Annotated in this window: 18 protein-coding genes; 5 read left to right on the top strand and 13 right to left on the bottom strand. The window is 66.5% G+C overall.

The window, feature by feature from the left end:
- The first annotated feature begins 37 nt into the window (after window positions 1-37).
- From ACFVTM_RS05445 to ACFVTM_RS05435, 3 genes are all read left to right on the top strand, one after another.
- Complete coding sequence (locus tag ACFVTM_RS05445; RefSeq protein ID WP_390202367.1) at window positions 38-2,584, top strand: DEAD/DEAH box helicase; 2,547 nt, start codon at window positions 38-40, stop codon at window positions 2,582-2,584.
- A gap of 116 nt (window positions 2,585-2,700) precedes the next feature.
- A complete protein-coding gene (locus ACFVTM_RS05440; protein WP_390202806.1) occupies window positions 2,701-3,213 on the top strand; it encodes a GNAT family N-acetyltransferase in 513 nt (170 codons plus the stop codon).
- 19 nt (window positions 3,214-3,232) lie between these two features.
- The gene (locus tag ACFVTM_RS05435; RefSeq protein WP_390202805.1) at window positions 3,233-4,591 is read left to right on the top strand and encodes an alpha/beta fold hydrolase; all 1,359 of its coding nucleotides are present in this window, start codon (window positions 3,233-3,235) and stop codon (window positions 4,589-4,591) included.
- A gap of 127 nt (window positions 4,592-4,718) precedes the next feature.
- Here the strand turns inward: ACFVTM_RS05435 and ACFVTM_RS05430 are convergent, their stop codons facing one another.
- The 3 genes from ACFVTM_RS05430 to coaE all read right to left on the bottom strand — a co-directional run bounded on the left by ACFVTM_RS05430 (window position 4,719) and on the right by coaE (window position 9,333).
- Window positions 4,719-5,747: a TerC family protein gene (locus ACFVTM_RS05430; RefSeq protein ID WP_390202366.1), complete on the bottom strand. Its 1,029-nt coding sequence runs from the start codon at window positions 5,745-5,747 to the stop codon at window positions 4,719-4,721.
- A 162-nt stretch (window positions 5,748-5,909) separates the two neighbouring features.
- Window positions 5,910-7,991, bottom strand: a complete 2,082-nt coding sequence (uvrB, locus tag ACFVTM_RS05425; RefSeq protein ID WP_390202365.1) for an excinuclease ABC subunit UvrB — start codon at window positions 7,989-7,991, stop codon at window positions 5,910-5,912.
- A 40-nt stretch (window positions 7,992-8,031) separates the two neighbouring features.
- Window positions 8,032-9,333 (bottom strand): dephospho-CoA kinase, encoded by a 1,302-nt coding sequence (gene coaE, locus ACFVTM_RS05420; RefSeq protein ID WP_390202364.1) that lies wholly within the window; start codon window positions 9,331-9,333, stop codon window positions 8,032-8,034.
- Between the two features lie 22 nt (window positions 9,334-9,355).
- Between coaE and ACFVTM_RS05415 the strand changes: the two genes are divergently transcribed.
- Complete coding sequence (locus ACFVTM_RS05415; RefSeq protein WP_390202363.1) at window positions 9,356-10,057, top strand: IMPACT family protein; 702 nt, start codon at window positions 9,356-9,358, stop codon at window positions 10,055-10,057.
- A 166-nt stretch (window positions 10,058-10,223) separates the two neighbouring features.
- Here ACFVTM_RS05415 and ACFVTM_RS05410 read toward each other — a convergent pair whose 3' ends face one another.
- The 4 genes from ACFVTM_RS05410 to polA all read right to left on the bottom strand — a co-directional run bounded on the left by ACFVTM_RS05410 (window position 10,224) and on the right by polA (window position 17,132).
- Window positions 10,224-10,661: a VOC family protein gene (locus ACFVTM_RS05410; protein WP_390202362.1), complete on the bottom strand. Its 438-nt coding sequence runs from the start codon at window positions 10,659-10,661 to the stop codon at window positions 10,224-10,226.
- Window positions 10,662-11,213: 552 nt separating this feature from the next.
- Window positions 11,214-12,689 (bottom strand): 30S ribosomal protein S1, encoded by a 1,476-nt coding sequence (gene rpsA / locus ACFVTM_RS05405; RefSeq protein WP_026537355.1) that lies wholly within the window; start codon window positions 12,687-12,689, stop codon window positions 11,214-11,216.
- A gap of 228 nt (window positions 12,690-12,917) precedes the next feature.
- The gene (locus ACFVTM_RS05400) at window positions 12,918-14,204 is read right to left on the bottom strand and encodes a GNAT family N-acetyltransferase (RefSeq protein WP_390202361.1); all 1,287 of its coding nucleotides are present in this window, start codon (window positions 14,202-14,204) and stop codon (window positions 12,918-12,920) included.
- Between the two features lie 63 nt (window positions 14,205-14,267).
- Window positions 14,268-17,132 (bottom strand): DNA polymerase I, encoded by a 2,865-nt coding sequence (gene polA / locus ACFVTM_RS05395; protein ID WP_390202360.1) that lies wholly within the window; start codon window positions 17,130-17,132, stop codon window positions 14,268-14,270.
- Here polA and ACFVTM_RS05390 point away from each other — a divergent pair.
- A complete protein-coding gene (locus ACFVTM_RS05390; RefSeq protein WP_390202359.1) occupies window positions 17,131-17,595 on the top strand; it encodes a hotdog fold thioesterase in 465 nt (154 codons plus the stop codon). The two genes, polA and ACFVTM_RS05390, sit on opposite strands and share 2 nt — an antisense overlap.
- Window positions 17,596-17,688: 93 nt before the next feature.
- Here ACFVTM_RS05390 and ACFVTM_RS05385 read toward each other — a convergent pair whose 3' ends face one another.
- The 6 genes from ACFVTM_RS05385 to ACFVTM_RS05360 form a co-directional block, all read right to left on the bottom strand.
- Window positions 17,689-18,237: a dihydrofolate reductase family protein gene (locus tag ACFVTM_RS05385; protein ID WP_390202358.1), complete on the bottom strand. Its 549-nt coding sequence runs from the start codon at window positions 18,235-18,237 to the stop codon at window positions 17,689-17,691.
- A gap of 73 nt (window positions 18,238-18,310) precedes the next feature.
- Entirely contained in the window at window positions 18,311-18,532 is a 222-nt protein-coding gene (locus ACFVTM_RS05380) for a hypothetical protein (RefSeq protein WP_390202357.1), read from the bottom strand.
- Window positions 18,529-19,734: an anion permease gene (locus ACFVTM_RS05375; RefSeq protein WP_390202356.1), complete on the bottom strand. Its 1,206-nt coding sequence runs from the start codon at window positions 19,732-19,734 to the stop codon at window positions 18,529-18,531. Before ACFVTM_RS05375 ends, ACFVTM_RS05380 begins: the two co-directional genes overlap by 4 nt.
- 300 nt (window positions 19,735-20,034) lie before the next feature.
- On the bottom strand, window positions 20,035-20,721 hold the full coding sequence (locus ACFVTM_RS05370; protein ID WP_390202355.1) for a hypothetical protein: 687 nt from the start codon (window positions 20,719-20,721) through the stop codon (window positions 20,035-20,037).
- A gap of 146 nt (window positions 20,722-20,867) precedes the next feature.
- Window positions 20,868-21,737 carry a universal stress protein gene (locus ACFVTM_RS05365; protein ID WP_390202354.1) on the bottom strand — a complete coding sequence of 290 codons (870 nt, stop codon included), beginning with the start codon at window positions 21,735-21,737 and terminating at the stop codon, window positions 20,868-20,870.
- 34 nt (window positions 21,738-21,771) lie between these two features.
- Window positions 21,772-23,088, bottom strand: coding sequence for an erythromycin esterase family protein (locus ACFVTM_RS05360; RefSeq protein ID WP_390202353.1), 1,317 nt, complete (start codon window positions 23,086-23,088; stop codon window positions 21,772-21,774).
- Between the last annotated feature and the right edge of the window lie 99 nt (window positions 23,089-23,187).

The following is a 23,187-nucleotide window of genomic DNA, read 5'->3' as shown; positions in this document are numbered from 1 at the left end:
TGCCGCGGCCACGGCGCGGGCACTAAGCTGGACAGCAATGAAACTCGTAGATCAGCTCCCCGCCCCGGCCGCCCGAATCCCCGGCAGGACGGCCCTGGACCCGGACGAGCTCTACACCCGGTTTGTCGAGTGGACCGAGACCCGCGGCCTTGCCCTCTACACCGCCCAGGACGAGGCCATCATGGAGTTGGCGGCCGGTTCCAACGTCATCCTGGCCACGCCCACCGGGTCCGGGAAATCCCTCGTGGCCATCGCGGCGCACTTCCAGGCCATGGCCCGCGGGCAGCGCAGCTACTACACGGCCCCGATCAAGGCCCTCGTCTCGGAAAAGTTTTTCGCCCTCTGCGAGATCTTCGGAGCCGACAACGTTGGCATGATCACCGGCGACTCCGGCGTCAACCAGGATGCACCGATCATCTGCTGCACTGCCGAAATCCTGGCCAACACCGCCCTGCGCGAAGGCGCTGCCGCGGAGCTGGGCGCCGTCATCATGGACGAGTTCCACTTCTACTCCGACCCGCAGCGCGGCTGGGCGTGGCAGGTGCCGCTGCTCGAACTGCCCCAGGCCCAGTTCCTGCTGATGTCCGCGACGCTTGGCGACGTGAGCCGCTTTGAGGAGGGCATCAGCGAGCTGACCGGCCGCCCGACGACGACCGTCAGCTCGGTGGAACGTCCCATTCCGCTGCACTACTACTACGAGCAGACCCCGGTCCACGAGACCCTCGAAGAGCTGCTCGCCACGAAGCAGGTCCCGGTCTACGTGGTGCACTTCAGCCAGGTGGAGGCGATCGACCGGGCGCAGAACCTGATGAGCATCAACGTCTGCACCCGCGAGGAAAAGGACAAGATTGCCGAGCTCATCGCCGGATTCCGTTTCGCCGCGGGCTTCGGCAAGACCCTCAACCGGCTGGTCCGGCACGGCATCGGCGTGCACCACGCCGGCATGCTGCCCAAATACCGCCGGCTGGTCGAACAGCTCGCCCAGGCCGGCCTGCTCAAGGTCATCTGCGGCACGGATACGCTCGGCGTGGGCATCAACGTGCCCATCCGCACGGTGCTGCTCACGGCCCTGAGCAAGTACGACGGCGTCCGCACCCGGTTGCTGAACTCCCGCGAGTTCCACCAGATCGCCGGACGCGCCGGACGCGCCGGCTATGACACCGCCGGAACCGTGGTGGTCCAGGCCCCGGAGCACGTCACCGAGAACGTGAAGGCGATGGCCAAGGCCACGGCCAAGTTCGGCGACGACCAGAAGAAGCTGCGCCAGGTGGTCAAGAAGAAGCCGCCGGAAGGCTTCGTGTCCTGGGGCGAGCCCACCTACAAGCGGCTGGTCGATTCCGTGCCGGATCCGCTGACCTCGAGTTTCACCGTGACGCACGCGATGCTGATGAACCTCATGGAACGCCCCGGCGACCCGTTCCAGGCCGCCCGCCGGCTGCTCACCGAAAACCACGAGACCCGTCCCGCCCAGCTCAAGCTCATGAAGAAGGCCCTGGGCATCTACCGCGAGCTCCTCGCGGCCGGCGTCGTGGAGCGGATCCCGCCGGAAGAGCAGGGCGCCGACGGCCGCACGGTCCGGCTCACGGTCCACCTGCAGCCAAACTTTGCCCTCAACCAGCCCCTGTCCCCGTTCGCCCTCGCCGCGCTGGAGCTGCTGGACCCGGAGTCGCCGTCATACGCCCTGGACGTCGTGTCCGTGATCGAGGCGACCCTGGAGAAACCGCGCCAGATCCTGTCGGCACAGCAGAAGAAGGCGCGCGGCGAAGCCATCGCGGCCATGAAGGCCGACGGCATCGAGTATGACCAGAGGATGGCGATGCTGGAGGAGGTCACCTACCCGCAGCCGCTAGCGGAAATCCTCGGCGAGGCCTTCGACGTCTACCGCAAGGCCGCACCGTGGATCGGCGACTTCGAGCTCGCGCCCAAATCCGTGGTCCGGGACATGTACGAGCGTGCCATGAACTTCGGCGAATTCGTCCAGTTCTACGGCCTGGCCCGCTCCGAAGGGATCGTGCTGCGCTACCTCGCCGACGGTTTCAAGGCGCTCCGCCAGACCGTCCCGCAGGATGCCCTCCGGGAGGACCTTGAGGATCTGATCGCCTGGCTCGGCGAGCTGGTCCGCCAGGTGGACTCCAGCCTCCTCGACGAATGGGAGGAGCTGACGTCCGGCGCGGCGCCCACCCCGCACGACGCGCCCCCGCCCCCGCCGCCGTCGCTGACCTCCAACGTCCGGGCCTTCCGGGTGATGGTGCGCAACGAGATGTTCCGCCGCGTGGAGCTGTTCGCCGATGAAGCCGCCACCACGCTGGGCGAGCTCGACGCCGGTTCCGGCTGGGATGCGGAGCGCTGGGAAGATGTCCTGGACGACTACTTCGACGAACACAACGACATCGGCACCGGCCCCGACGCCCGCGGACCCGGGCTGCTGATCATCACCGAGGAGCCCGGCGTGTGGAAGGTCCGACAGATCTTCGACGACCCGGCCCGCAACCACGACTGGGGCATCTCCGCCGAGGTGGATCTGGCGGCCTCCGATGAATCCGGGACCGCCGTCGTCCGCGTCACCGACGTCAACCGGCTCTAAGCGGCCGCCTGCCGCCCGGGCGGCGACCTGCCGCGCCGGTGACCTGCGCTGTCGGAGGCCCGCCGCTGCCCCGATCGCGGCCCCGTGACGGTACCCGCCGCGGGTAAACTCGGATGATGAGTGTAATCCGGCCTGCCACGCCTCTTGACGTCCCTGCCATCCTGCAGATGATCCACGACCTCGCCCTCTATGAGAAGGAACCGGACGCCGTCCGGAACACCCCCGAGATGCTCACCGAGGCGCTCTTCGGCGAGAACCCGAGGGTCTTCGCCACGATGGCGGAGAACGCCGCCGGGGACGTGCGGGGCTTTGCGCTCTGGTTCCTGAACTACTCCACGTGGGAGGGCGTCCACGGGATCTACCTCGAAGACCTCTACGTCAGACCGGAGGCGCGCGGCGAAGGCCACGGGAAGGCACTCCTGCAGCATCTGGCCGCGACCGCCGTCGACCGCGGCTACGCCCGCGTTGAGTGGAGCGTCCTGGACTGGAACGAGCCCTCCATCAACTTCTATAAGAAGCTGGGCGCCGCGCCGATGGAGGAATGGTCCACCTTCCGCCTGACCGGGGCGGCACTGGAGGCATTCGGCGGGTCCTTGGCCGGCTCCCGCGAGGAGGCGGCCCGTGGTTGATCTTCCGGTGACGGGGCTCATGGGAGCCTCCCTCCTGGAAGCCGGGTCCAGCGCGCGGCGCAACGTCCGGCACAGCGTCCGGGCACGCCACACCTACCGTGGAATGCGGACCGCGGAACACTACTTCCAGGTCCCCCTGGACCACTTCAGCGAGGCGGGACGGGGCGGCGAGACCATCACCGTGTTCGCCCGCGAGTACGTGTCTACGGACCACAGTGAGGAAGCGGCCGCCGAGCTCCCCTGGCTGCTTTACCTTCAGGGCGGCCCCGGCGGGCGCGGTAACCGGTTCCCGTCCCTGGGCGGCTGGAGCAAAGCCGCCGCCAGGGACTTCCGGATCCTCATGCTGGACCAGCGCGGCACCGGCCTGTCCGCGGCGGTGGACCGCAACACGTTGCCCCTGCGCGGCAGCGACGCGGAGCAGGCCCAGTACCTGACGCACTTCCGCGCCGACTCGATCGTCGCCGATGCCGAGGCCATTCGGACCGCCCTGGGCTCCGCCCCGTGGACCATCTACGGCCAGAGCTACGGCGGTTTCTGCGCACTCAGCTACCTCTCCTTCGCCCCGGAGGGGCTGCGGGAGGTGCTCGTGACAGGCGGCCTCGCCCCGCTCGGCGGCTCCGCGGACCGCGTGTACCGCGCGACGTTCCAGCGGGTCGCGGCCCGGAACGCCGAATATTTTGGCTGGTACCCGGAGGACCGTGCCGCGGTCACCCGGATCGCCAGGCATCTGCGGGACACGGAAGAGTTCCTGCCCGACGGCGGCCGGCTCACCGTGGAACGGTTCCAGATGGTGGGTTCGTTCCTGGGCGGCAATACCCGGGTGGATGCCCTGCACCACCTGCTCGAGGACGCCTTCGTGGCCACACCCGACGGCGACCGGCTCTCGGACGCCTTCCTGGACCAGGTCCGCGGCCTCGTTTCCCGCGCCGCGAACCCCCTGTACGCCCTGATGCACGAGTCCATCTACGGCCAGGCCGGGGCCACCAACTGGGCTGCCTGGCGCATGCTGGCGGAATTCCCCGAGTTCTCCCCCGACGCAGACGAACCGCTGCTGACCGGGGAAATGGTGTACCCCTGGTACTTCGAGCAGGACCCGGCCCTGCGCCCGCTGCGGGACGTGGCCCGGCTCCTCGCCGAAAAGGAGGACTGGGCGCCGCTCTACGATCCGGAGCGGCTGGCTCTGAACAGCGTGCCCGTCGCCGCGGCCGTCTACACCGACGATATCTACGTGGACCGTGAGCTCTCCCTGGAAACAGCGGCCGCCGTGCGGGGCTTGCACGTGTGGGAGACGGACGAGTTCCACCACGACGGCATCTCGGACGACGGCGAGGCAATCTTCGCCCGCCTGCTGGGAATGGCGCGGTCCGCCGGCCGCTGACCGGGCATTGGCCCGGCTGACAGCGGCCGGCACAAAGGAACGGCGCTGAACCTGTGGAGGTTCAGCGCCGTTCTGTTATGTGCGGCACATGCGTCACATGCGGTGCCGGTTACCCGGCGGGCCGGATCTAGTCGACGTCGCTCAGGCTCTTCTGGGCGTCTTCTTCCAGCCGGGCGTCCAGCTTGGATTTGGACGCCTTGGAGCTGACCAGGCTGGCGATCACGGCGATGATGATGGTGCCGATGATCACCGCCAGCGAGACGTAGGTCGGGATCTCCGGCGCCCACTCGATGTGCTGGCCGCCGTTGATGAAGGGCAGCTCGTTGACGTGCATGGCGTGCAGAACCAGCTTCACGCCGATGAACGCCAGGATGACGGACAGGGCGTGCTTGAGGTAGATGAGCCGGTTCATGAGGCCGCCGAGCAGGAAGTACAGCTGGCGCAGCCCCATCAGGGCGAAGATGTTCGCCGTGAAGACGATGAAGGCGCTCTGGGTGAGGCCGAAGATGGCCGGAATCGAGTCGACGGCGAACAGCAGGTCCGTCATGCCGATGGTCACGAAGACGATCAGCATGGGGGTGAACACCTTTTTGCCGTCGACCACGGTGCGGAGCTTGCCGCCGTCGAACTTCTCGGACATCGGCAGGATCCTGCGGATCCGGGCGATCAAAGGGTTTTCCTTGTCTTCCTCGTCCTCGCCCTCGTCCTGGGCCTGCTTCCAGGCGGTCCAGAGCAGGAAGGCGCCGAAGATGTAGAAGACCCAGCTGAACTGCTCGATCACGATCGCGCCGAGCATGATGAAGATGCCGCGCAGGACCAGGGCGATGATGATGCCCACCATCAGCACTTCCTGCTGGTACTTACGTGGCACCGAAAAGCGCGCCATGATGATGATGAAGACGAACAGGTTGTCGATGCTCAAGCTGTATTCAGTCACCCAGCCGGCGATGAACTGGCCGCCGAATTCCGGGCCCGTGAAGGCGAACATGGCACCGGCGAACACCAAGGCCAAGGCCACGTAGAACGCAACCCACAACCCGGCTTCTTTCATCGAGGGCTCGTGTGGTCGTTTGAGGACCATCAGCAGGTCGATGGCCAGAATGACGCCCAAGACGACAAACGAGCCGATCTCGAACCACAGGGGAAGGTCGGGCACGGGGAAATACCTTTCGTAGGGTACAGCTCAGCGGTGTAAGTCTCTCCGACCTCCAGCGCATGACGCTGCCTGGCTGCCCGCTACGCCCGGCACGGCATCTATGCCGTGCGTGTTGACGATCGTAGCGCTTGGGATACTCCCCTACGTCCGTCCGAGTTTACCCTAGGCGTGCCCCGCAGACTGCATTTGCCTCAGTTCCTTCTTCAGTTCGCCCACCTCGTCGCGGAGCCGGGCGGCGAGCTCGAACTGCAGCTCACCGGCCGCGGCGTGCATCTGTTCGGTCAGCTGTTCGATAAGGCCCACAAGGTCCTCCGCCGGCGCGGCCGCGAGTCCGTCCGCACGGATGGCCGAGGCGCCCCTGCCCTTGCCGCGGTTCTTGCCGGCGGCGGCCAGCAGCTCGCGGGTGTCCGCGTCTTCCTTGGCCAGCTGATCGGTGATGTCCGCGATCTTTTTCCGCAGCGGCTGCGGGTCGATCCCGTTCTCCGTGTTGTAGGCAACCTGGATGGCGCGGCGCCGGTTCGTCTCGTCGATGGCGTGGGCCATCGAGTCGGTGATCCGGTCCGCGTACATGTGCACCTGGCCGGACACATTTCGGGCGGCACGCCCGATGGTCTGGATCAGGGAGGTCGAAGAGCGCAGGAAGCCTTCCTTGTCCGCGTCCAGGATGCTGACCAGGGACACTTCCGGGAGGTCGAGGCCTTCACGGAGGAGGTTGATGCCGACGAGGACGTCGAAGACGCCCATCCGTAGTTCGCGCAGGAGTTCCACGCGGCGCAGCGTGTCGACGTCGGAGTGCAGGTATTCCACTTTCACGCCGTGGCCCAGCAGGTAGTCGGTGAGGTCCTCGGCCATCCGCTTGGTCAGGGTGGTGACCAGGACCCGCTCGTTCTTGGCGGTGCGGATCCGGATTTCGCCCAACAGGTCATCGATCTGGCCCTTCGTGGGCTTGACGACCACCTCGGGGTCGATCAGGCCGGTGGGGCGGATGATCTGCTGGACGAAGCCGTCGGACTTGCCGAGTTCGTACTTGCCCGGGGTCGCGGACAGGTAGACCGTCTGGCCCACGCGCTCGAGGAACTCATCCCATTTCAGCGGGCGGTTGTCCATCGCGGAAGGCAGCCGGAAGCCGTGGTCCACAAGCGACCGCTTGCGGGACATGTCGCCCTCATACATGGCGCCGATCTGCGGGACGGTGACGTGCGATTCGTCGATCACCAGGAGGAAGTCGTCCGGGAAATAATCGATGAGGCAGTGCGGCGCGGTCCCGCGGTCGCGCCCGTCGATGTGCAATGAATAGTTCTCGATGCCGTTGCAGAAGCCCATCTGCTGCATCATTTCAAGGTCGTAGGTGGTGCGCATCCGCAGCCGCTGCGCCTCGACCAGCTTGTTTTGGCTTTCCAGGAGCTGGAGCCGCTCGGCGAGTTCGTCCTCGATCCTCTTGATGGCCCGGCTCATACGCTCGGGCCCGGCCACGTAGTGCGAGGCCGGGAAGACGTACATCTCGGTCTCATCCCGGATGACTTCGCCGGTCAGGGGGTGGAGGGTGTGGATGTTCTCAATCTCATCCCCGAAGAACTCGATCCGGATCGCCAGTTCCTCGTACATCGGGATGATTTCGACGGTGTCGCCGCGGACCCGGAACGTGCCGCGGTGGAAGTCCATGTCGTTGCGGGTGTACTGCATGGCGACGAACTTCCGGAGCAGGTCGTCGCGGTTCATCTCCGCCCCCTTGCGGAGGGTTACCATGCCGGCGATGTATTCTTCCGGCGTGCCGAGGCCGTAGATGCAGGACACCGTGGCGACCACGATGACGTCGCGGCGGGTCAGGAGCGCGTTGGTGGCGGAGTGCCGGAGCCGTTCCACTTCCTCGTTGACGGAGGAGTCCTTCTCGATGAAGGTGTCCGTCTGGGCGACGTAGGCCTCGGGCTGGTAGTAGTCGTAATAGGAGACAAAGTATTCCACCGCGTTGTTGGGCAGCAACTCGCGGAATTCGTTCGCGAGCTGCGCTGCGAGGGTCTTGTTCTGCACCAGCACCAGGGTGGGGCGCTGGATCTGCTCGATCAGCCACGCCGTGGTGGCGCTTTTGCCGGTACCGGTGGCGCCCAGCAGCACCACGTCCTTCTCGCCGTTTTTGATGCGCTCCGTCAGTTCGGCGATGGCGGCCGGCTGGTCGCCTGCGGGCTGGAACTCGCTGATGACCTCGAAGGGTGCCACGATACGGTTGATTTCCTGGGCAAGGCTCATGTAACTAATCTACCGCCGGGCCCCGACAGGAAATCCTGATTCAGCTTTGGGCGGCACCAGGACCGACCGCGGTGGCGCCGCTGACGGTGCCGTTGCCGCCGTCGACCGTTCCGCGGTCGTTCGCTCCTTGGTCACCGTACGACGGCGGCTGCCAGCCCGTGCGCTGGACCCACGCTTCCATCCGCGGTGCGGCGTAGTCGGTGAACCAGCCCTCCTTGTCCGCCGCGTAGGCGGCAGTGGACTTGTCCGTCTCGTGCAGCCCGGCGACCCGCGTCTTCTCGGCGACATAGTCCGCCCGGGCATCGGCATCAGCGCGGAGCCAGTCCCGGAAGCACAGGGCGTACCGCCAGCCGGGCGAGCCGGCGGCGCGGACATGAAGATTCGCCGCCCGGCCGGGATCGGCGTTGCCGTGCAGCCGTTTGCCCCAGGCGGCGGGGTCCGGTTGCGAGGGCTTGGGGTTATCGGAAATGATGCCGGGCCAGCGCGGGAATCCCGCCTCGGCCAGCAGCGGCGCGATCCGGTCCGCGTCGTCGAGATTCCGGACACTCAGCTGGAGGTCGATCACATCTTTGGCATCGAGCCCCGGGACCGCGGTGGACCCGATGTGGTCCACGGCCAGGACGTCCTGCGGAATGGCGCTCTGCAGCCGGGCAATCAGCCGGCCGGCCTGGGCCGCCCAGGCCGGATCGGCGCGGGCAAGGACCGGTCCGCCCGTCCGCGGCGGGATCTTTTGTTCCTTGAGGTTCAGCGCGAAAGGCGCCAGCCGTTCCTCCCACAGCGCGTCGACCGCCCGCCCGAGTTCTTCCGGGGTGCCCGAATTGTCCAGCACGACGTCCGCCGCCGCCAGCCGGTCCTCCCGGCTCGCCTGGGAGGCCATCCGGGCATGCGCCTCCCCGACGGTCATGTTGCGGTGTTCGGCCATGCGCTGGACCCGGATCTCCTCCGGGGCATCCACCACGAGCACCAGGTGGAAGTTCTTCCCCTGCCCCGTTTCGACCAGCAGCGGGATGTCCTGGACCACGACGCCGCCGGCCGGGGCGGTGGCGACAATTGCCGCGGCGCGCTCCCGCACGAGGGGATGGATGATCCCGTTGAGCACGGCCAGGCGTTCGGGATCGCCGAAGACCAGGGCACCGAGCCGGGGCCGGTCCAGGCGGCCGTCCGGCGCCAGGATCGAGGCACCAAAGGCCTCGACCACGCTTGCCAGCCCGGGCGTGCCGGGCTCCACGACCTCCCGGGCCAGGGCGTCGGCGTCGACTAGCACTGCGCCGAGCTCGCGGAGGCGCGCGGCAACCATGGACTTCCCCGAGGCGATCCCGCCGGTCAACCCGATCTTCAACACCTCACCAGACTAAACTGAACCGGTGGCTGATGCGTCGGATTACCCTGAGAGCAGGACGGCCGTCTATGCCACCCTTGCCGCGGGGTCCGAGTTCCGCCACGAAATCGAGGTCAAGCGGTCCCGGTTCATTACCGTCCTGGCCAGAACGGCCGACGAGGACGCCGCCCGGGCCGTCCTGGGCCGTCTGCGCCGGGAATTCCATGACGCACGGCACCATTGCTCCGCCTTCGTCCTCGGCCCGGACCGGGACGTGCAGCGGTCCAACGATGACGGCGAACCCTCCGGCACCGCGGGCCTCCCCATGCTTGAGGCGCTGCTGAAACGGGAGACCATGCCCGGCGTCGCCGACCTCAGCGACGTCACCGCGGTGGTGGTGCGCTATTTCGGCGGCATTCTCCTCGGCGCCGGCGGCCTGGTGCGAGCCTATTCCGAATCGGTGTCCGGCACGCTGGCGCTCGCGCCTCTGGTGCGGCGGCGCCGTTTGCGAATCTGTTCGGTGCGGGTACAGCACGCCGTGGCCGGGCGGCTCGAGAACGATCTGCGCGCAGCGGGGTATGTCCTGGCCGAAACCCGTTACGAGGCGCGGGCGACTGTCCTGAGGCTTGCGTTGCCGGATGATCCGGAAGAGCTGGCCCGGGCTGCGGACCGCGTGGCCGCCATGTCAGCCGGCAGCGCCTCGCTGGTGCCCGGAGAATCGGAGTGGATCGATGTCCTGTTCAGCTGAGCCCGTGCCCGCGGTCGCGCTGCTTGAGGTCAGCGGGGCCGTTCTCCCCACCAGTGGACATGCCCTCCCGCGGCCGCGACAAATGGGCCCAGGCACCCTGTGCCCGTCCTGCGAACCCACCAGTGGACATGCCCTCCCTTGGGCGGACCCAAAGTTCCGCCTGGGGCTATTGGGACTGGGCTATTTCCCAGATGTGTCCTGCCGGGTCGCGGAAGCAGGCGGTGCGGATCCCCCACGGCCGGTCCATTGGGCCGTTGAGCAGCTCTACTCCGCGGCGGGACAACTCGGCGCACATGGCATCGACGTCGTCCACCTCGATGGTGAACTGCATTCGGGCACCGGAATCCGCGCCGCCCACCGCGGCAGGCTGGATGAGTTCGGGAGCTTCGGTGACGTTGAGCAGGTTGATCAAGGTGTTCTCGAACTTGAAGACTGCGGAGACTTCGTCCTCGAAAATGAGCGGCAAGCCGAAGACTGCCGCATAGAAGTCCTTGGTCGGGGCCAGATTCTCGACAAATAGGGTGATCGCCCCAATGCCACGCGGCCATGGACCCTCGGGCTTCAGTGTGTCCTGCGAGTCAACAGCCCCCGAAGTGTCAGCCATGAAAGTCCCCTCATCGTCGGCGGCGAATATCTCAACCTGCCGAGTCTGCACTCAGCGGCGGGCAGTCGTCAAGGAATCCACACCGCGACGTGCCGCGAACCAATGGCGGTACCTGGTGGCAACACTGGACATGTCCCGCGCCCATGGCCAGGACCGGGCACAACACCCATAGGCCCACGGGCAAGCTCCAAGAATGGGCATGTCCCCCGGGAGAGCGCCCGAAGAACAGGCCTGTCCGGGTATAAGGGCACGTCGCGGCCTCCCGAACACTGGACATGTGCCGCGCCCGTGGCCAGGACCGGGCACAATAGCCATATGCCCACGGGCATGCTCCAAGAATGGGCATGTCCCCCGGGGAGGATTGGAAAAATGGGCATGTCCCGTGGGGCGGGCAACCGTGGGGCATGTCCGCACCAAGAGCTGGGCAAAGCAAAGGTGGCCGCCCCCGAGGGGACGGCCACCTTTACTGAACTGCTGTGCACCGGGACGGTGCGGCTTCAAGCTACAAACTGCCTGGTCTCAGGGAAAAGACTCCCCAAGGCACAAGGGCAATTAGTTGCCGGTCAGCTTCTCGCGCAGAGCGGCAAGAGCCTCGTCCGAAGCAAGCGTGCCTGCACCGGTCTCGGTTGCAGCCGGCTCGGAGGAGTAGCTGGTGGTGCCGGAGTCGCTCTCGCCGGACGTTGCAGCTGCAGCGTCGTCGGCAGCGTGCTGGGCAACCTGCTTCTTGTGTGCTTCCCAGCGGGTCTGGGCGTCAGCGTACTGCTGCTCCCAGGCGGCGCGCTGGTTCTCGTAGCCTTCAAGCCACTCGTTGGACTCCGGGTCGAAGCCCTCCGGGTACTTGTAGTTGCCCTCTTCGTCGTACTCGGCGGCCATGCCGTAGAGTGCCGGGTCGAATTCGGTGCTGTCGGCGTCGACGCCCTCGTTGGCCTGCTTGAGGGAGAGCGAGATGCGGCGGCGCTCGAGGTCGATGTCGATGACCTTGACGAACAGCTCGTCACCAACGGAGACAACCTGCTCGGCCAGCTCCACGTGGCGCACGGCGAGCTCGGAGATGTGGACCAGGCCTTCGATGCCGTCTTCAACGCGAACGAACGCGCCGAACGGAACGAGCTTGGTGACCTTACCCGGAACAACCTGGCCGAGGGCGTGGGTGCGGGCGAAGGTCTGCCACGGATCTTCCTGCGTAGCCTTGAGCGACAGGGAGACGCGCTCGCGGTCCAGGTCAACCTCGAGAACCTCGACGGTGACTTCCTGGCCAACTTCGACAACCTCGGACGGGTGGTCGATGTGCTTCCAGGACAGCTCGGAAACGTGAACCAGGCCGTCTACGCCGCCCAGGTCCACGAAGGCACCGAAGTTGACGATGGAGGAAACGACGCCGGGACGGACCTGGCCCTTTTCCAGCTTGTTGAGGAACGTGGAGCGGACCTCGGACTGGGTCTGCTCGAGCCATGCACGGCGGGACAGCACAACGTTGTTGCGGTTCTTGTCCAGCTCGATGATCTTGGCTTCGATCTGCTGACCGATGTACGGAGCGAGGTCGCGCACACGGCGCATCTCGACGAGGGATGCGGGCAGGAAGCCGCGCAGACCGATGTCGAGGATAAGACCACCCTTGACAACCTCGATGACGGTACCGGTGACAACACCGTCTTCTTCCTTGACCTTCTCGATGTCGCCCCAGGCACGCTCGTACTGAGCACGCTTCTTGGAGAGGATCAGGCGGCCTTCTTTGTCTTCCTTGGTGAGCACCAGGGCTTCGACCTGATCGCCAACGGAGACGACGTCTCCGGGGTCAACGTCGTGCTTGATGGAAAGCTCGCGGGAGGGGATGACACCTTCGGTCTTGTAACCGATGTCGAGCAGAACTTCGTCGCGGTCGACCTTGACGACGGTACCTTCGACGAGGTCTCCGTCGTTGAAGTACTTGATGGTGGCGTCGACAGCTGCGAGGAAGTCCTCAGCGGTACCGATGTCGTTAATGGCGACTACGGGGGTACCGGGCTTCTCGGTGGAGGTGATGGTCATGTAGTAGGGGCTCCGTTGTGGATAGTTAGTCGGTCAGGCAAACCGCTTGGCCGGCATTATGGAATGCAGGCCAAGAACACGGCGATTCTGCAAGGGATCCGCCGGGTCATCCTGATTTTGTGGATTGTAGATGCGCGCACGTAGTACGCGCCCGTTTAGTCTAGTCGTTTCCGTGAACGCGGGTCAAAGCGCCTGGGGGCCGTGCGCGCCGCGACCGGCGCCGGACGCCTAGAAGTGCGTAAGGCAGTGCGGTGAACGTTCGACGGCGAACATGAGCCGCGCTGTGAGCGCCGCACCGGCGGGGTGCTCGGTGATCCGGCCGGCGGTTTTCAGGGTCACGGGACAGACTGCGCCCAGATAGATGGAGCCGAGGTCCGCGACATCCAGCGACAGGTCCGGCTCTGCGTCCGGAACCGACGTCACCGTGGCCTCTCCCCCGCTGACCGTCAGGGCGAAAGTGCCGGCAGCGAAGCCGAGGCTGTCCCGCACGGCGAGAACGAGGGCGCCGTCGGCCGAGTAATGCCGGGCCGCCAGAACCCGGGCGGGCTCCAGGATGCGCAGCCACAGCATGTCCCGGTGGTCCGAGGCCTCGACGCAGCGGGGATCCTCCAGCGCCCAGGCCAGGGGGTCGTCCACCGGTGCATCCTGCCAGCTGATCCGGTCCACGAGGTCGATGCTGCCGAGGAACTGCCACAGCTCCAGGTACGCGGCGTCAGTGGCCGCCACGAGGTCCACGATCTCCATGGTGTACGGCTTGGCGTCCCACCCGGCGAACTTGTAAGAGACGTACCCGTCCACCGTGCCGGCCGCGTCGTAGTGCAGGGCGCAGCGGATGGCCTCGTCTTCGCTGCCGTCGCTGCCCAGCGTGCCCGAGGACCGCAGCCGGTACGCCTCCTGCCGCGAAATCGATCCGGGCAGGGAACCGTGGACCCGCGCGAAGACCTCGGGAGCCAGGTCCAGCAGGACCTTCCGGTCGGCGATCTCCACCGAACCGACCGGTGTATGGCGCAGACGGAACCGCGGCCCGGTGTCGACCTTGACGCTGCGCTCGAAGGTGGCCACGCCATAGCCGAACCGGCCGTAGATCGACGCCTCTGAGGCGGTCAGCGCTGCTATGGCGACGCCGTCGGCCTTGGCCGCCGCGAGGTCCTCGGTCATCATCCGCCGCAGCAGTCCCTGCCGGCGGTGGGTGCCGCGCACGGTGACGGCCGTGACGAGCTGGGCTTCCAGCTGCCGCCCGTAGCCGATGTTCAGGTCCTTGCGCAGCGTGGCGAACGTAGCCACCGGGACGTCGGCCGCCAGCGAGTGCGCGGCGACGCCGTCGGCCTGGTAGACCCCGGTCATCTCCCGGTTGTCCACGAGGTACATGGCCATGATCTTGTCCACGAATTCGTCTTTGCGCGGCTCGTCATAGAAGCCGATCCCGACTCCCCGCAGCCAGGCGGTGCCCTGCGCGTAGTCCGCCGAGTCCTTTTCGACCGCGCGGAACCGCCTGAGTTCGTACTTTTCTGCCACGTGCTTCTCCCCCTGAGAATCCTGAAAATCCTGACGGTCCGGCGGCGCCGGACCCGGTAGAAATTAGTGCCCCGCCTCGTACCAGCTGGTGCCGACGCCGATCTGCACGTCCAGCGGCACGCTGAGGTCCGCGGCCGAGCCCATTTGCTCGGTGACGAGCTTCTCCACGGCCTCACGCTCGCCGTTGGCGACCTCGAGGACCAGTTCGTCATGGACCTGCAGGAGCATGCGCGATTTGAGGCCCTGGGCTGCCAGTTCGGCATGCACGCCGAGCATGGCGCGCTTGATGATGTCTGCCGCCGATCCCTGGATCGGGGAGTTCAGCGCGATGCGCTCCGCGTTCTCGCGCAGCTGGCGGTCGGTGCTGGTGAGGTCCGGGAGGTAACGACGGCGGCCCTCGATGGTGGCGGTGTAGCCGTCGACCCGGGCCTGGTCCACCACGCCGCGCAGGTAGTCGCGGACGGCGCCGAACCGGTCGAAGTAGTCCTTCATGAGCGTCCGGGCCTCGTCAACGGAGATCTCCAGCTGTTTGGACAGGCCGAACGAGGTGAGGCCGTACGCCAGGCCATAGGACATCGCCTTGACCTTGGAACGCATGGCACTGGTCACCTGGTCGGTGGGCACATGGAAGATGTTCGAGCCCACGAACCGGTGCAGGTCTTCGCCGTCCCTGTAGGCCTGGATCAGGCCGGCGTCCCCCGAGAGGTGGGCCATGATGCGCATTTCGATCTGCGAGTAGTCCGCGGACAACAGGCACTCGTAACCCTCGCTGACCACAAAAATGCCGCGGACGCGCCGGCCTTCCTCGCTGCGGATGGGGATGTTCTGCAGGTTGGGATTGTTCGAGGAGATCCGGCCCGTGGCTGCGACGTTCTGCGCGTAGGTGGTGTGGATCCGCCCGTCGTCCGTAACGGACTTCTTGAGCGAGTCGAGCATCTGGCGCAGTTTCGAGGACTCGCGGTGCGCCATCAGCTGGACCAGGAATTCGTGCCCGGTCTTTTCCAGCAGGTTCTTGAGCGACGCGGCGTCGGTGGTGTAGCCGGACTTGATCTTCTTGGTCTTCGGCAGTTCCAGTTCCTCGAACAGGACGGTCTGGAGCTGTTTCGGCGAGCCGAGGTTGACCTCATGGCCGATCGCGGCGAAGGCGAGCTCCTGGGCGTTGTCGATCACCTTGGCGAGGTCGGACAGCTGCTCGTCCATGCGGGCCATGTCGATCGCGATGCCGGCGAGTTCCATGTCAGCGAGGACACGGCTGACCGGCAGCTCAAGGGTGGTCAGCAGGTCCTCTGCCTTGCGCTCCTTCAGTTCCGATTCGAAGAAAAGGCTCAGGGCGCGGACTACGGCTGCCACGTGGACCAGCGCGCCGGCAGCTTCGGCGTCGTCGCCGTCGAACGCCAGCTCAAGCTGGCCTGCCTTGGCGGCCTCGGTGGAAACGGAGATGTTGAGGTGATGCTGCGCCAGCTCGGCGAGCTCGTAGCTGCGGCGGTCGGGCTGGATGAGGTAGCCGGAGATGGAGGTGTCATCCACCACGCCCTCCAGTTCCAAACCTCGGGCGGTGAGCGCCTTCAGCGCAGCCTTGAACCCGTGCACCACCTTGGGTGCCTGGGCGTCACGGAGCCAGGCTGCCAGGACGTTTTCGGCGGCGGCGTCCTGGCTGGCCAGGTCGAGGTAGACGGCGGCGTCGCCGCGGACGATCGCCACGGCGGCGGCGTCCTCGCCGATCCGGCCGGGCACAAGATCGACCGCCACGGCCGAGCGCTTCCCGGCGCCGGCCGCGAAGAACGCCGTCAGCTCGGCGGCGTCCGCAGGAATGACGAAGTCCGGGGTATCGAGGCTTTCCCGCTCGGCTTCGGTGACTTCGCTGCCGTAGAGGGCAAAGAGCCGGGTGCGGATGGTCTTGAACTCGAGGGCGTCGAACAGCTCCTCGAGGGCGGCCTGGTCCGGCCGCGGGTCCGCGAGCTCGTCCAGCGTGACCGGTAGGTCCAGGTCGGTGTGCAGCCTGTTGAGCCGGCGGTTGCGCTTGACGTCCTCAACATATTCGCGGAGGGCGTCACCAACTTTCCCGCCGATGGCGTCGAGGTTCTCCAGGACCCCCTCAAGCCCGCCGTAGAGGTTGATCCACTTGGCTGCCGTTTTGGGGCCGACGCCGGGAACACCCGGGAGGTTGTCCGCGCTCTCCCCCACCAGCGCGGCCAGGTCCGAGTACTGGGCGGGGCTGACGAAGTACTTCTCCTGGATGGCGTCCGCGTCCATCCGGGGAATGTCGCTGACGCCCTTTCTGGGATAGAGGACAAACACGTTGTCCGTGATGAGCTGGAAAGCGTCGCGGTCACCAGATACCAGCAGCACCTCGTAACCGGCCTTTTCGCCCATGGCGGCGAGCGTGGCCAGGATGTCGTCCGCTTCCCAGCCGGGCATTTTGATGGTCTTGATGCCCCACGCGCCCATGACCTTGTCGATGAGGTCGATCTGGCCGCTCATTTCGCGGGGGGTCTCGTTGCGTCCGCCCTTGTACTCGCTGTACTCGGCTTTGCGGTGGGTTGTGTCGTCAGAGACGTCGAATGCCACGGCCACGTGGGTTGGCTTTTGCTCTTTGATCAGGTTGATCAGCATGGACGTGAAGCCGTGGACGGCGTTGGTGTGCTGCCCCGTGGCGGTGGAGAACTTGTCCGCCGGCAGGGCGAAGAACGCCCGGAACGCCATGGAGTGTCCGTCCAGCACGAGAAGTCGCGGCTGGTCCGTGATGGGAATCACGGCAGCCTCGGTGGCGGAAACCGACGCCGCGGCCCGGGTGGAGGTACGGGCGGGCTTGGCCGCAAGCACTGAGTCCGGTTCAGTTGCCGGGAGGATGTCTGCTGCAGTGTCTGCAGAAATGGGGGCAAGGGCCGGTTTGGTAGTTTCGCTCACAGGTGCCAGCCTAGTTGCCATGATGGACAATTTCACGCCCGGCCCTTACGCGGCCGAGCTCGCGGCGGCCGGGGTTCCCGAGGAAATGCACGATTGGCTGGGCCAGTACGGCGTTGGCGCCCTGGTGGTAAAGATGGGGATCCGCTTCCTTGAGATGAGTCCGGAGCGCACCGTGGCCACCATGCCGGTGGAGGGCAACACCCAGGTGGCCGGCATCCTGCATGGCGGGGCCCACGTGGTCCTGGCCGAGACGCTGGGTTCCTTCGCGGCTGGCATGCATGCCGGCCCGAACCGGCAGGCACTGGGAATCGAGGTCGGGGCGACGCACCACCGCGCGATCTCCGAGGGCACCGTCACAGGCACCTGCACGGCGATCCACCTGGGCCGGACCCTCACCACGCACGAGATCGTCATGACCGACGAGAGCGGCCGCCGGCTCTCCACCGCCCGGATCACGAACCTGATCCGGGATATCGAGCGCTAAGAGACCGCCCGGGCGGTCAGCGACGACGAATCCGGTTCGCGCCACGGCACGTCCGGTTGGCGGCGCAGATCCCGCTAGAGACGCCGGGTCCGGCTACGTGCGGTCCGGGAAGCGGTAGCGCAACTCCACGATCCCCCGCCCGAGGGTGCGGGAAGAGGTCAACTCCAGTGGCGGCGTCGGGCCTGTCATGGGCAGCAACGGCTTGCCGCTGCCCAGCACAACGGGTATGACCGAGACAATGAGCTCATCCAGCAGCCCGGCGTCGGCGAATTGCGCTGCGAGGTTGCCCCCACCGACAACCCAGACGTTTCGGCCGCCAGCCTCGTCCTTGAGGTCGTCCGCGAACTCGCGGACGTCCCCGCGGACGAACGTTACATTGGCGCCTTTCGGGGCGGTGTGTTCGTGGTGCGTGAAGACCCAGCAGGGCGTATCCGGGTAGGGCCACGTGGTTGGTTCGTGTTCCCGCAGCCAGGCATAGGTCTCGCCGCCCATGGCGATGCAGCCGACGTCGGCCATGAACGCGTCGTAGCTGTCCTGTCCGCCGTCAAATCCGTCGAACTGGAGCAGCCAGGCCAGGTTGTCCTCGGCCGTGGCGATGAAACCGTCGAGTGTGGATGCCACGAAGTACTGGAAGCTCGCCATGGCCCCAGCCTAGCCAATGCGGTGCCGGGTTCCCATCCCGCGAAGGCTCCGCGGGATGGCAGGCGGAAGCGGCCTATTTATGGAAGTAGGGAATGATCAGGTAGAGCCCGAAGAGCACGGCGGCGCCGCACACGGCAAAGCACGCGTAGGCCAGCGGCCGGGTCCACGACGCCGGAGAGTTCCGGATGTCACCGGCGATGGCCGTGAGCCGGACACCGAGGGAGTAGAGGACTACGACTGTCACTGCAGACAGGAGCGTGGCACCTGCCACGCTGAACAGTTCCAACCATTTCATCGCTGGACACGCCCGTTCTTCATCGCCTTGGCGGCTGACTTCTTCTTGCGGAACTGCACGGCCTGGCCGACTTCCTCGATCTCGACGGCATTGTGGTGGCCCACATGCGATTTCCGTGAATGGACGAACATGTAAGCCACTGCGGCGGTACCGGCGACGGCCGCGATGACCACGCCGATGACGCCGGTCTGCACGAGCATGGCCGTCAGCGCGCCGACGATTCCGGCCGCCGGCAGCGTGAACAGCCAGCCGATGGCAATCCGGCCTGCAGTTCCCCACCGCACTGTGGTGCCGCGGCGTCCCATGCCGGAGCCGATCACTGAGCCGGACGCCACCTGTGTGGTGGAGAGGGCGAAACCCAAATGCGACGAGGCCAGGATGGCAGTGGCGGTGCTGGTCTCGGCGGCGAAGCCCTGGGCGGGCTTTACCTCGGTGAGTCCCGCGCCCATGGTGCGGATGATCCGCCAGCCGCCGGAGTAGGTGCCGATCGCGATGGCGAGGGCACAGGCGGCAATGACCCAGAACTGCGGTCCGGAGCCGGCCGGCTGGGTGCCGGCTGAGATGAGGACCAGGGTGATGATGCCCATGGTCTTCTGGGCGTCGTTGGTTCCGTGCGCGAGGGCGACAAGGCTGGAGGTGAAGACCTGGCCGGTCCGGAATCCGCCGCGTTTCTGGGTGAGTTTGTCACCCGTCTCCGGGTCATGCCGGGAGGTGAGCGCGTAGGCGAGTTTGGTGCACAGGTACGCCACTGTGCCGGCGATGACCGGCGCGAAGATCGCGGGAAGTATGACCTTCTGCAGGATCGACTCGAAGTTGACGGAGTGGATGCCGATGCCGGCAATCGCAGCGCCAATCAGGCCGCCGAAGAGTGCGTGCGAGGAGCTCGACGGCAGGCCCTTCAGCCAGGTGATCATGTTCCAGAGGATGGCGCCCATCAGCCCGGCGAAGATAATGTCCGGGGTGATCTGGACGCCGTCCGTGCCTTCCTTGATGATGCCGCCCGAGACGGTCTTGGCGACTTCCGTGGACAGGAACGCTCCCACGAGGTTCAGCACCGCCGCGAGGGCGACCGCTGTTTTCGGTTTGATGGCACCTGTCGCGATGGGCGTAGCCATGGCGTTCGCGGTGTCATGAAACCCGTTGGTGAAGTCGAAGAACAGCGCCAGTAATATCACTAGCGCCACCATTACGGTGATTTCCACCTGTTGCCCAATCTGCAGTGTCCATGGTCAGCAGTTTCACGTCCCCGGTGCCGCATGGCCACAGGGTTCATCCGATGCCTGTCTGGATGAACTCGCGGGGGCCACTAAAGCAGCTTGAAACCTTATCGATGGTACGTGGGAAAGACGGCAGGGCAAAACATGCCAGAAGACCCTAAATTTCGGTCCCTGTGCTGTACGTGGCGTTCATGGTGGCGGTGCGATGCTTCTCACAGTGAACCGGGGCGCTCCGCCCGGCCCCGGTGCCCTTTTAACCGGCCCGGCTGCCCCCTATAAACCGTTTTAAACTGTCCGGCGGACGTCCGGCGCCGGACCGGCGTCGAGCATTGAAGCGATCTTGTCCTCGAGCGCCGCGAGGGTAGCCTCCGGCAGCACGATGAGCCCGTCCAGTTCCCGGCGGGCGCGCCGGTAGGCTGTCTGGCGCTCGGCCGGGGTCGCCGCGGCGTCCGATGCAATCCTTAAGAGCTTCCGGGCGGTCTCCAGCCGCTGCCGTTCCGGCCCGGTGAACTTGCTGTCCCTGATCCGCTTGGCCTCGCGCTCGGCGACGTCGAATGCGAGCTCAAAGCTGGTCACGGCCGCCCGGTATTCCGCAAGCCGAGTGGCCGTCCTGATATCCCCGGCGGCGGCGGGGCGCAGGCCGTCGGCCTCACGCTTGGCACGCAGGAACGCCACGGTCAGGGGCTCCCTGACGTCGGTCATGACCGGATAGTCGATCAGCTTGCCGACATCGAGTTCGTAGTCCAGCCAGCGCTTGTTGACGGTGTCGTGGGCCTTCATGAGGCCCAGCACTTCGGCTTGGCTGGCCTGCTCCGCCTGCGCGGACTGGTTCTTGAGCGTGTAGAGCTCCACCCGACGGCGGTGCCGGCGTTCAGCGGCTTTGGACCAGGTCCGCGCCCACCCGCCGATCAGGCCGCTCATCGGAAAGATGAGCCACCAAAAGTGAGTGACAAAATTGAAGAAGGGGTCCACGGCATCATCCTCCCATCCGATGGCTGCGGCGAAAAGCCCTCCCAGTCGGGGGCGTCCCCGCACTTCAAAGCCAACCTGCCGCCAGACTCAGGCCCATACCGCCGAGTCCCGGCGCAGCGCGGGAACCCCGGATTCCACGCGGGGCATCAGTCCCCGTGCTTGACCTTGTGCACCCGCGTGACGAGCGTGGGACACGGCACAGTCAACAGGACGGCGTGGGCCGTGGAGCCGAGCACCGTCCGGGAGAATCCGCCGCGTCCGCGGCTTCCTATCACCAGGAGCCGCGCTCCGTCGGCGATGTTGACGAGGGCCTTGGCGGGTTCGATGTTGGTTTCCAGCCGCTGATGAACTGTCAGGTCCGGGTATTGCCCGCCAAGCCCGGCCACCGACTCGGCGAGCACGATCCGGTTTTCTTCGACCAAGCTCTCGGCGAGGCCGCTGGACGGCAGCTGTTTCTCCACCCACCGGGCCGGGCTCTTGAACGCGAGGACCACGCTGAGATCGTCTCCGCCCCGGTCCGCCTCCGCGGCCGCGAAGGCGACGGCCTGCAGCGACTCCGCGGAGCCGTCCACGCCGACCACCACGCCCCGGTCCCCCGTGGCCCGTTTCACCGGGATGACAGCTACCGGGCATTCCGAGGCGGCGACAACCTGGAGGGCACGGTCGGTCATGGGGCCACCGTCCAGCCAGCGCTTGCCGTGCCCGCCGACCACCACAAGCGCTGCCTCGGTGGACACGTCCCGCAGCACCGAACCCCCGCTGCCGTGCCGCAGCTGGATGTCCACCTCGACGTCCGGGGCCTGCTCGCGGGCGCTTGCCTGCGCCTTTTGCAGCAGGTCCATTCCCGATTCGCGGATGATCTCGTGGTACTGGAACTCGGGGGACATCCAGCGGTCGTCCACCGCGTGGACGATGAGAACCGGAAGTTTGTCCCGGCGCGCCCGCTCAAGGGCCCAGGTCAGTGCGGCCTCGCTGCCCGCGGACCCGTTGATGCCGACGACGATTTCCTTGCTCATTTTTGGTTCCTGCCTTCGTTGAATCCACGCCGGCCTAGAACCCGGTGGGCTCTGTCTCGAACTCCGCTTCCCGGGGTGGTCCCTCATGGTGCACCGGCCGCAGGGCGGCGGTGTGTTCAAGCCAGATGAGGGCGTCGTAGCGCTCCCCCATCCGGGTCCGTACGTAGTTACCGGCTTCCCGTTCAGGGTTGTACACGACGCCGATCGCCCGGTGCCCGAGCGGTGTGGACAGCCAGGGCCCGGTCCTGTCGTCGCCGAACTCCAGGACGGACGGCACGCCGAGGGCCTGGTGCAGGAAGTCTTCGTGGCTGCCCGGACGGGCTTCGGGCACCGTGACGATGCGCTCGGGGCGTCCCCACCCGTCGGCGGCGATCACGGAACCGCGGTGGGCTGCGAAGCCGACCAGCAGCACCCCTTCCCCCGCGTGCCGGTCGCGCAGCAGCTGACCGACGTTCACCAGGCCATCCTGCGCCATGTCGGTGCCCCGGGCATCCCCGATGTGCGTGTTGTGCTCCCAGACCAGCCCCTTCGACGCCGGCCCGAGGTGCCGGCTGACCCGGTCGATGGTGTCCGCCATATGGTGGTCGCGGACGTTCCAGGACTGCCGGTCGCCGCGGACCATGACACGGTAATAGTGCTCCGCGTTCGCCGCGACTTCGGCGTTCTGGACAGCGTCGAAGGCGTCCTCGTCGTGCGGTCCCGGGCTGAAGACCCGGGCCCTGACCTCTGCCAGGAGGGCCACGACGTCGGGCTCGCAGGACTGCGGCACCAGCCGCGTGTTCCAGGCATACTCGTGAGGGTCTTCATGGTGGGGCAGGAAGCACTGCCAGGCGCGTTTGGCCGCGGGCACCGCGTCCGGAACGTTTCCCTCCAGCCAGCCGATGATTTCGCGCAGCGAATCCCAGAGCGAGTAGACGTCCAGTCCGTAGAAACCGACCCGCCTGCCCAGGGGCCGGCCCGCGTTCCAGCCGCGCAGCCAGTCCAGGAACGCCGCGACTTCCTCATTGGCCCACATCCACGTCGGCCAGCGTTCGAAGCTGGCCAGCAGTGCATGGACTCCCTGCTCTTTCCCCGCCAGGCCACGGACCCACTGGTTGATGCGCCAGCAGTCGGGCCAGTCCCCTTCGACCCCAATCCAGTTGTAGCCTTCCTCCGTGATGAGCCGGCGGCTGAGGGTGTCGCGCCAGGTGTAGAACTCGTGGGTGCCGTGGGACGCTTCGCCGACGGCGACAAAACGGCAATCGCCGGCGCTCCGCACGAGCCCGCTGAGATCGCGGTCGGTTTTCAGCGGCCGGGCGAGATCGTGGATCTCTTTCAGCACGGAGGTCCGGGTAACGGAGTCGGGGTTCATCGCGGATCCTCGATGTGCTGATGCTTCATGGCGCTCCCGTGGACCTTTTAATAGGTGTGGACCTGTGCAACCCGCGGACCGGTGAAATGCGCGGCCCCC

It is taken from the genome of Arthrobacter sp. NPDC058130, assembly GCF_042884475.1.
Taxonomy (GTDB): domain Bacteria; phylum Actinomycetota; class Actinomycetes; order Actinomycetales; family Micrococcaceae; genus Arthrobacter.
Note: the sequence above shows the minus strand (reverse complement) of the source record. Positions and strands in the feature narration are given on the sequence as shown.

Excerpts from the sequence above, each read along its gene's own strand:
- ACFVTM_RS05445 (WP_390202367.1), top strand. The coding sequence starts at position 38 with ATGAAACTCGTAGATCAGCTCCCCGCCCCGGCCGCCCGAATCCCCGGC.
- ACFVTM_RS05440 (WP_390202806.1), top strand. The coding sequence starts at position 2,701 with ATGAGTGTAATCCGGCCTGCCACGCCTCTTGACGTCCCTGCCATCCTG.
- ACFVTM_RS05435 (WP_390202805.1), top strand. The coding sequence starts at position 3,233 with ATGGGAGCCTCCCTCCTGGAAGCCGGGTCCAGCGCGCGGCGCAACGTC.
- uvrB (WP_390202365.1), bottom strand. The coding sequence starts at position 7,991 with ATGAGCCTTGCCCAGGAAATCAACCGTATCGTGGCACCCTTCGAGGTC.
- ACFVTM_RS05410 (WP_390202362.1), bottom strand. The coding sequence starts at position 10,661 with ATGGCTGACACTTCGGGGGCTGTTGACTCGCAGGACACACTGAAGCCC.
- rpsA (WP_026537355.1), bottom strand. The coding sequence starts at position 12,689 with ATGACCATCACCTCCACCGAGAAGCCCGGTACCCCCGTAGTCGCCATT.
- ACFVTM_RS05390 (WP_390202359.1), top strand. The coding sequence starts at position 17,131 with ATGATGGACAATTTCACGCCCGGCCCTTACGCGGCCGAGCTCGCGGCG.
- polA (WP_390202360.1), bottom strand. The coding sequence starts at position 17,132 with ATGGCAACTAGGCTGGCACCTGTGAGCGAAACTACCAAACCGGCCCTT.
- ACFVTM_RS05385 (WP_390202358.1), bottom strand. The coding sequence starts at position 18,237 with ATGGCGAGCTTCCAGTACTTCGTGGCATCCACACTCGACGGTTTCATC.
- ACFVTM_RS05380 (WP_390202357.1), bottom strand. The coding sequence starts at position 18,532 with ATGAAATGGTTGGAACTGTTCAGCGTGGCAGGTGCCACGCTCCTGTCT.
- ACFVTM_RS05365 (WP_390202354.1), bottom strand. The coding sequence starts at position 21,737 with ATGAGCAAGGAAATCGTCGTCGGCATCAACGGGTCCGCGGGCAGCGAG.
- ACFVTM_RS05360 (WP_390202353.1), bottom strand. The coding sequence starts at position 23,088 with ATGAACCCCGACTCCGTTACCCGGACCTCCGTGCTGAAAGAGATCCAC.